The 6496-nt window shown below is 63.3% G+C and carries 6 protein-coding genes; 3 read left to right on the forward strand and 3 right to left on the reverse strand.

The genetic code is table 11. The features are described 5' to 3' along the window. Positions 1–428: 428 nt before the first annotated feature. The gene (locus ABX74_RS19670) at positions 429–2024 is read left to right on the forward strand and encodes an acyl-CoA synthetase (protein ID WP_047889508.1); all 1596 of its coding nucleotides are present in this window, start codon (positions 429–431) and stop codon (positions 2022–2024) included. 56 nt (positions 2025–2080) lie between these two features. On the opposite strand, the gene ABX74_RS19675 is transcribed toward ABX74_RS19670, so the two are convergent. The 3 genes from ABX74_RS19675 to ABX74_RS19685 all read right to left on the reverse strand — a co-directional run bounded on the left by ABX74_RS19675 (position 2081) and on the right by ABX74_RS19685 (position 4856). Continuing rightward, positions 2081–3328 (reverse strand): Nramp family divalent metal transporter, encoded by a 1248-nt coding sequence (locus ABX74_RS19675; protein ID WP_047889509.1) that lies wholly within the window; start codon positions 3326–3328, stop codon positions 2081–2083. 128 nt (positions 3329–3456) lie between these two features. Next, positions 3457–3948 (reverse strand): nuclear transport factor 2 family protein, encoded by a 492-nt coding sequence (locus tag ABX74_RS19680; RefSeq protein WP_003939809.1) that lies wholly within the window; start codon positions 3946–3948, stop codon positions 3457–3459. 32 nt (positions 3949–3980) lie between these two features. Further along, positions 3981–4856 carry a TIGR03619 family F420-dependent LLM class oxidoreductase gene (locus ABX74_RS19685; protein WP_047889510.1) on the reverse strand — a complete coding sequence of 292 codons (876 nt, stop codon included), beginning with the start codon at positions 4854–4856 and terminating at the stop codon, positions 3981–3983. A gap of 138 nt (positions 4857–4994) precedes the next feature. On the opposite strand from ABX74_RS19685, the gene ABX74_RS19690 reads away from it, so the two are divergent. Together ABX74_RS19690 and ABX74_RS19695 are read left to right on the forward strand one after the other, a co-directional pair. Then, positions 4995–5903 (forward strand): IclR family transcriptional regulator, encoded by a 909-nt coding sequence (locus ABX74_RS19690; RefSeq protein ID WP_020970849.1) that lies wholly within the window; start codon positions 4995–4997, stop codon positions 5901–5903. 76 nt (positions 5904–5979) lie between these two features. Beyond that, positions 5980–6496 (forward strand): alpha/beta fold hydrolase (locus tag ABX74_RS19695; RefSeq protein WP_047889511.1); only part of this gene is annotated, 517 nt, incomplete at its 3' end.

Here is a 6496-nt window from a genome sequence, read left to right on the forward strand (position 1 = left end):
CCGGCGCCGGCGCCGGTGACGGCGGCAACTTTGCCTTCCAAGCTCAGTGATTGTGTCATGTCGTGCTCCTTCGATCCGGTCTGCCGGGTAGGTACAGCAAAATTAGTATTCATTCTAATTTGAAGTCGAGAGTTCGGCAGTCTTTCCGAAAAAATCATTCGAGCGAAATCAGAATTAGTTCTAGTTTTGAGCAGAAGTTTGACCAACTGAGGAGCAGTCTCACTCAGCGGGAGCGGTGATCTGGGTCACGAGCGCTGCATGCCACCTTGGGTCGACGCGGCGATCCCACCGCGTACGCGTTTGCGTCACCACCGATCCGCTCAGTTCTCGGCCGCACTCGTCGGCTCCAGGGTCGGATAGTTCTCACCGAAAACGCAGTACGGTCGGCCCCGAATTCACCGGGCCGGACATCAAGGAAGGCACCAGCAGTGTCACTGAATTTGGCAGATCTATACGAGGGCATTTCGGATCTGATTCCGGACCGCACGGCGCTCGTGTGCGATGGCCGTCGTCGCACCTACGTCGAACTGGACGAGGGATCGAACCGCATTGCCCGCCACTTGGCGAGTGTCGGTGTCGGGCCGGGCGATCACGTCGCTCTGCACATGCGCAACAGCGTCGAGTTCGTCGAGAGTTTGCTCGGCTGCCTCAAGATTCGTGCGGTCCCGATCAACGTCAACTATCGCTACGTCGACGCCGAACTGACCTACCTGTACAACGATTCGCAGTCGGTGGCACTGATCGTGGACGAGGAGTTCGTTTCCGTCGTGGAGACGGTTCTCCCGGCCGCGCCCGGCATCAAGCACGTCGTTGTCGTCGGCGAGTCAGCCGTCCGCGATATCGAAGGCGTCGACGTCGTTCGATTTGCCGACGCTGCCGCGGAGCAGCCCGCCACTCGTGACTTCGCGCCCCGCAGCAACGACGACCTCTTTGTCATCTATACCGGCGGCACGACGGGTATGCCCAAGGGTGTCATGTGGCGTCATGAAGACTTCTACTTCGCGGCGCTCACCGGCGGAAATCCGTTCGGTCCGCCGCACACGACCGCAGAGGCTCTGTTCGCCGCGGTGCCGAACGTCCCCGCGATGAACATGCTCAGTACCGCACCCCTGATGCATGGTGCGGCGTCGTACTCGCTGTTCACCGGATTCTTCATGGGCGCCAATGCAATTCTCATGGCGCGGTTCGACGCGAAGACGACCCTGCAGCTCGCCGGGAGTGAGAAGGCCGTCTCCATCACCGTCGTCGGAGACGCGATGGCCCGTCCGCTCGCAGACGAATTGGCAGCAAACGCAGCAGATTACGACCTCGGCACGGTCGGCATGGTCTCGTCCGGCGGGGCCTTGTTCTCGCTCTCACTGCGGGAGCAGCTCAAGTCGATACTTCCGAACCTGGTGGTCCGCGACGGATTCGGCTCCTCGGAGTCGGGCGTCGACGGCAATCTCGAAATCGGCGAAGACGGCCTGATGCGCATCGCCGCTCGCGACGAGACCCGCGTCGTGGACGAAAGGATGCGGCCGCTGGAGCCGGGATCGCCCGAGACCGGTTACATCGCTCGCAGTGGTCACGTGCCGGTCGGTTACTTCAACGATCCGGTCAAGACCGCGGCTACGTTCCCGGTGATCGACGGGGTGCGGATGTCGGTGCTCGGCGACGTCGGGCGCGTGGAAGCCGACGGCTCGATCGTCCTGCTGGGGCGTGGTTCTCAGTGCATCAACACCGGCGGGGAGAAGGTGTACCCCGAAGAGGTCGAGCAGGCACTCAAGAGTCACCCGGCGGTGCTCGACGCTCTGGTCGCGGGAATTCCGGATGCGAAGTTCGGTGAGCGCGTCGCTGCGGTCATCACGACCCGAGAAGGTTTCGACGTTCCGGACGCTGCCGAGATCGGTGAGCATTGCGCGTCGCAGGTCGCTCGGTACAAAGTGCCGCGCACCGTCATGAACGTTCCGTCGATCAGGCGTTCTCCCAGCGGAAAGGCCGACTATCGCTGGGCCAAGGCCACTCTCGCCGAGCAAGTTTCCTAGTCCGGCCGGAGCCATCCAGCGCGTTTGTGAGGGACGCGTTGGATGGCTCCGGTGCTCTAGCCTGTCACCGTCAGAACCAGCAGAGCGACGTTGAGTGCAACGATCAAGCCGGCCGCAATCCATGCCGCGACGGTCGTGAACGGGGCATTGCGCGCGTCGCCCATGAGTTCGGGGTCCGAGGTCATTCGCACCAGCGGGATGATCGCGAAGGGGATGCACAGGCTCAAGACCACTTGGCTGAGCACGAGTGCCAGCGTCGGGTCGACGCCGAGTCCGAGCACGATCAGTGCCGGGATGAGAGTGACGATTCGGCGTGTGATCACCGGAATGCGAATGGCCAGAAGACCATGCATGATCTCGGCGCCGGCCGCGCACCCCACGGAGGTCGACGCGAGTCCGGAGGCGAGGAGTCCGATCGCAAACACCACGGCTACACCCGGACCGAGTGAATTCTCGATCGCGGCATGCGCGCCGTCGATGGTGTCGGTGCCGGGTACTCCGCGCAGCGCCGAAGCGGCCAGAAGCAGCATGCCGATGTTCACGCCACCGGCGATGATCAACGCGACGACGACATCCCAACGGGTGACTTTGAGTAGTCGCTGCAACCGTGGCCCGGGTTTGATGTGGCCGTGGCGATCACGTGCCAATGCGGAGTGAAGGTAGATCGCGTGCGGCATGACCGTTGCTCCGAGCATGCTGGCGGCGAGCAGTACGGTCTCGGTTCCTTCGAAGCGGGGGACCAACCCGGCGACGGCTTCGGTGCCGGAGACGTCGGTGAAGGCGAGCCCGGTCAGGAAGCCGATGGTGATGATGGCCAGCAATCCCATGACCACGAACTCGAAAGTGCGCTGTCCGCGCCGACTTTGGATCGTCAGGATCACCATCGACACGCATCCGGTGATCAACCCGCCGAGGAAGAGCGGGATGTTGAACAGCAGGTTGAGTGCGATTGCGCCGCCGATGACTTCGGCGACGTCGGTTGCGATCGCCATCATCTCGGCCTGGAGCCAGAAGGCGCGGCGGTTGTTCTTACGCAGGCGCTGACCCAGCATTTCGGGCAAGGATCTGCCGGAGACCAGCCCGAGTTTCGCGGACAGGTACTGCACCAGCACGGCCATTGCATTGGCGAGTACCAGTACCCAGATGAGGAGGTAGCCGTACTTCGCGCCGGCGGTCAGGTTGGCGGCGACGTTACCCGGATCGACGTACGCGATTGCCGCGACGAACGCCGGACCGAGCAGGGCGATGGATCTTCCCGTAGGTCGTCGGCGCGGAGTCGTCGGCTCTTGCGTACTGGTGCTCATCGGTCTCCTGGTCACACGTGCTCGGACCTGTTGGTTCGAATATGTGAACTATAGAGTTCGGGGAGCCGAACTTTCAACAGCTGTGCGCGGTCAGCGACCGCAGAGGGTCCCTAACCGCGCACAGGGGGTTAGGCAGTCACCCCGGCGGCCAGGAGAGCGCGGGCCTCGGGTCGGCCGTCGAGGAGGGCGTTGGTACGCAGTTCGACCTTCCACTCGCCGTCGGTCTTGATCAGCTCCCAGCGGTTCGCGGTGATGCGGAGGACCTTGAACCCCGTCGGGTTCTCGGGGTCCTTGATGACCAACTGCGAATGGCAGGTCGCGACGGCCTTGTTGCCGTCGATGCGGATGTGCGCGGGCGTCATCATGTGAGCCGCGCCGTTCATGATCCAGTTCTGGTGAGAGGCGCTGTGAACCATCGCGCGCAGTTCGCCGCGGCCGTGCATCGCGCCGGTGTCGACGTCGTAGACACCGTCCTCGAGCCACAGGTTCGCGACCTCGTCGGCTGATCCACTGTCGACGGCAGGGCTGTACGTGGTCAGCAGTTCGGTGATCGCGAGCTTGTCCTCGAGCAATTCCACTCGGGCGAGCAGAGATTCGATCAGGGCGGTCGAGTCGGTCATCGGTACGTCCTTTGCATTGGATTGTCGGCAAATCAGGAAGTGGTGAAAGAAGAGCCCTCGGCGAGGGCGATTCGGTGAAGTTCTTCGAGTTGTTCGCAGTAGTGCTCGACGCTTCGAGCGCCGACCGAGCAACTGGCTATGGTCGCCCCGGCGTCACGGACGCGTGTCAAGGCGCGAAGGGCGGATTCGCGATTGCCGAGGGGGTCGAGCGGAGCACCGGCGGGAAGCACTACGTCGAATCCGTCGGGGAGCGTCGTGGCGTCGAGCATTTCCTTCAGTTCGGAGAATCGCAGCCCGAACGGCACCCACCCGTCGCCGTGTGTGGTGGCCCGGCGCAACGATCTCTTGGTCCGGCCGCCGATCCAGAGGGGCACACGTTTCTGGACGGCATGGGGTTCGACGACAAATCCGGAGTAGTCGTAGAACTCGCCGTGATACTCCGGAGACGGAGTCGACAGTGATACTCGAAGTGCTGCCAGAGCGTCGTCGGCACGTGCTCCTCGGTCGACGAACGGAGCATTTATGAGATCGAATTCTTGTTTCAGGGTCCCCACTCCGAGACCGAGTATCAGGCGTCCGTTGCAGACGCGATCAAGCGTTCCGTAGCGCTTGGCGATCTCGAGGGGGTGGTGATAGCCCAGTACCAGCACCTGCGTCGCCAGGAGGATCTGCGACGTGCGTGCGGCCAGGTAACCCAGCGTGGCGAGCGGATCCCAATAGGTTCCGCCGCGTTCGGTGGCAATTTCTTCGGGAACCGCCACGTGTTCACTGCAGGTCAGATGATGGAAACCGAGTCGATCCGCCGTGGCAGCCACTGTGGCGATCTCGCCGATGTCAGCACTCGCCTCCCACTCCGAACGCGTGCTCGGGTGCTGAATCAGGACCGGCGTGACGATTCCCAGGTGCATCGGGCGTTTATAGCGCTCCCACCGACGCGGCGGCGGGTGAATTACCGCTGATCGGGATCGAAACGACCGATTCACTTTCCAGAAACTGTGACCTGGGTTATAGTCGGTAGAATCAATTCCAGTTTTCGGGAGGCGTCCATGACCATCGTTGACATGAACGACACACTGTCCACCGTCCAGAACGCCGCCGGGCAACCCAAAAAGGATCTGCCGCCGTCGATGGTCGAGCGGATGACATTGATTCTCGACGCCTTCGACGGCCGCGCCGCGCGGCTGACGCTGGAAGAAGTCGCGTGCCGCACTCAGTTGCCGCGGTCCACCGTCCACCGCATTCTCGATCAGCTCGTCAAGCTGGACTGGGTCGATCACGCATCGTTCGGCTACTGCCTCGGGCGCCGCGCGCTCGGCCTCGGTGGTGGCGACGGCGGCCACAGCCAGATCCGCGAAGCCGCAGCACCGCTTCTGCACGAACTGCACCTGCAGACCGGCATGGTCGTTCACCTGTCGGTGCTCGACGGACGCGAGAGCGTCTACCTCGACAAGGTCGGCGGACGATTCGCCGCGGCGCTGCCGTCCCGCGTCGGCGGCAGAGTGCTCGCTCATTCGACGGCCGGCGGCAAGGCGATGCTGGCATGGATCGACCCCGAGCGCGTCGACGCTCTGTTCGGGTCGGCACTTCCCCGCTGCACCGAGAACACCATCACCGACGTCGCCGTGCTCCATCAGGAACTGAACCGCATCCGTCAGCGTCGGGGACTGGCTTTCGAACGCGGGGAGTCGGCGCGTGGAGTCGCATGTGTGGCTTCGGCAATTCGCGGACATGAGGGTCCCGTCGGCAGCATCGCGTTGTGTGGTGACATGCGGACCGCTCAGCTCGAGCGAGTTGCTCCGCTGGTCGTCGACGCGGCTCGCGAGGTCTCGCGGACGTTGTACCCCGAACTGGGTGCTCCTCGCCGCGGCCGCAAGACGCCTCCCGTTCCGACCAATACGTTCTCGGCGGAGACGATGGATCGCCTGCTGGCAGCGTCGTCCGACCACTGGATCTGACGTATTTTGATCGACTTGTCTCGCTGATCGGGACGAGTCATAGCAGCTCAGCGGTACTGATGGCACCGTTCGGACCATGACGACTGAACTGAGCTACGAGGGAACCCTGAAGGAACTGCAGACCGATCTCGGTGTGCTCCGGTACCACGAAGCCGGCGACGGCCCGCCGCTCCTGCTGCTGCACGGTTCGGGCCCCGGTGTCACGGGTTGGCGTAATTACCGCGGCGTTCTCGCGGACTTCGCGGAGCACTTCCACTGCTACGTTCTCGAGTTCCCCGGATTCGGCGTCAGCGATCCCGGCCCCGACCACCCGATGATGATGGCGCAGGCATCGGTGGGGATGTTCCTCGACGGCCTTGGCCTCGGACCTGTCCACATGATCGGCAACTCCATGGGCGGCATCGTCGCCACCAAGGTTGCGATCGACGAACCGCACCGGGTGAGCAAGCTCGTCACCATCGGCGGCATGGGCAAGAACACCTTCTCTCCCGGCCCCGGTGAAGGCATCAAACTTCTCATGGAGTTCACCGACAACCCCACCCGCGAAGCTCTGGTCCGGTGGCTGCACTCGATGGTCTTCGACCGCGCGGTCG

Origin of the sequence: Rhodococcus sp. ARP2, from assembly GCF_001029585.1 — a bacterium.
In the GTDB taxonomy this organism is placed as follows: Bacteria; Actinomycetota; Actinomycetes; order Mycobacteriales; family Mycobacteriaceae; genus Rhodococcus_F; species Rhodococcus_F erythropolis.

Bases quoted from the DNA above. Each gene is read 5' to 3' on its own strand.
- ABX74_RS19675 (WP_047889509.1), bottom strand. From the start codon at position 3,328: ATGAGCACCAGTACGCAAGAGCCGACGACTCCGCGCCGACGACCTACG.
- ABX74_RS19680 (WP_003939809.1), bottom strand. From the start codon at position 3,948: ATGACCGACTCGACCGCCCTGATCGAATCTCTGCTCGCCCGAGTGGAA.
- ABX74_RS19685 (WP_047889510.1), bottom strand. From the start codon at position 4,856: ATGCACCTGGGAATCGTCACGCCGGTCCTGATTCAGCACCCGAGCACG.
- ABX74_RS19690 (WP_020970849.1), top strand. From the start codon at position 4,995: ATGACCATCGTTGACATGAACGACACACTGTCCACCGTCCAGAACGCC.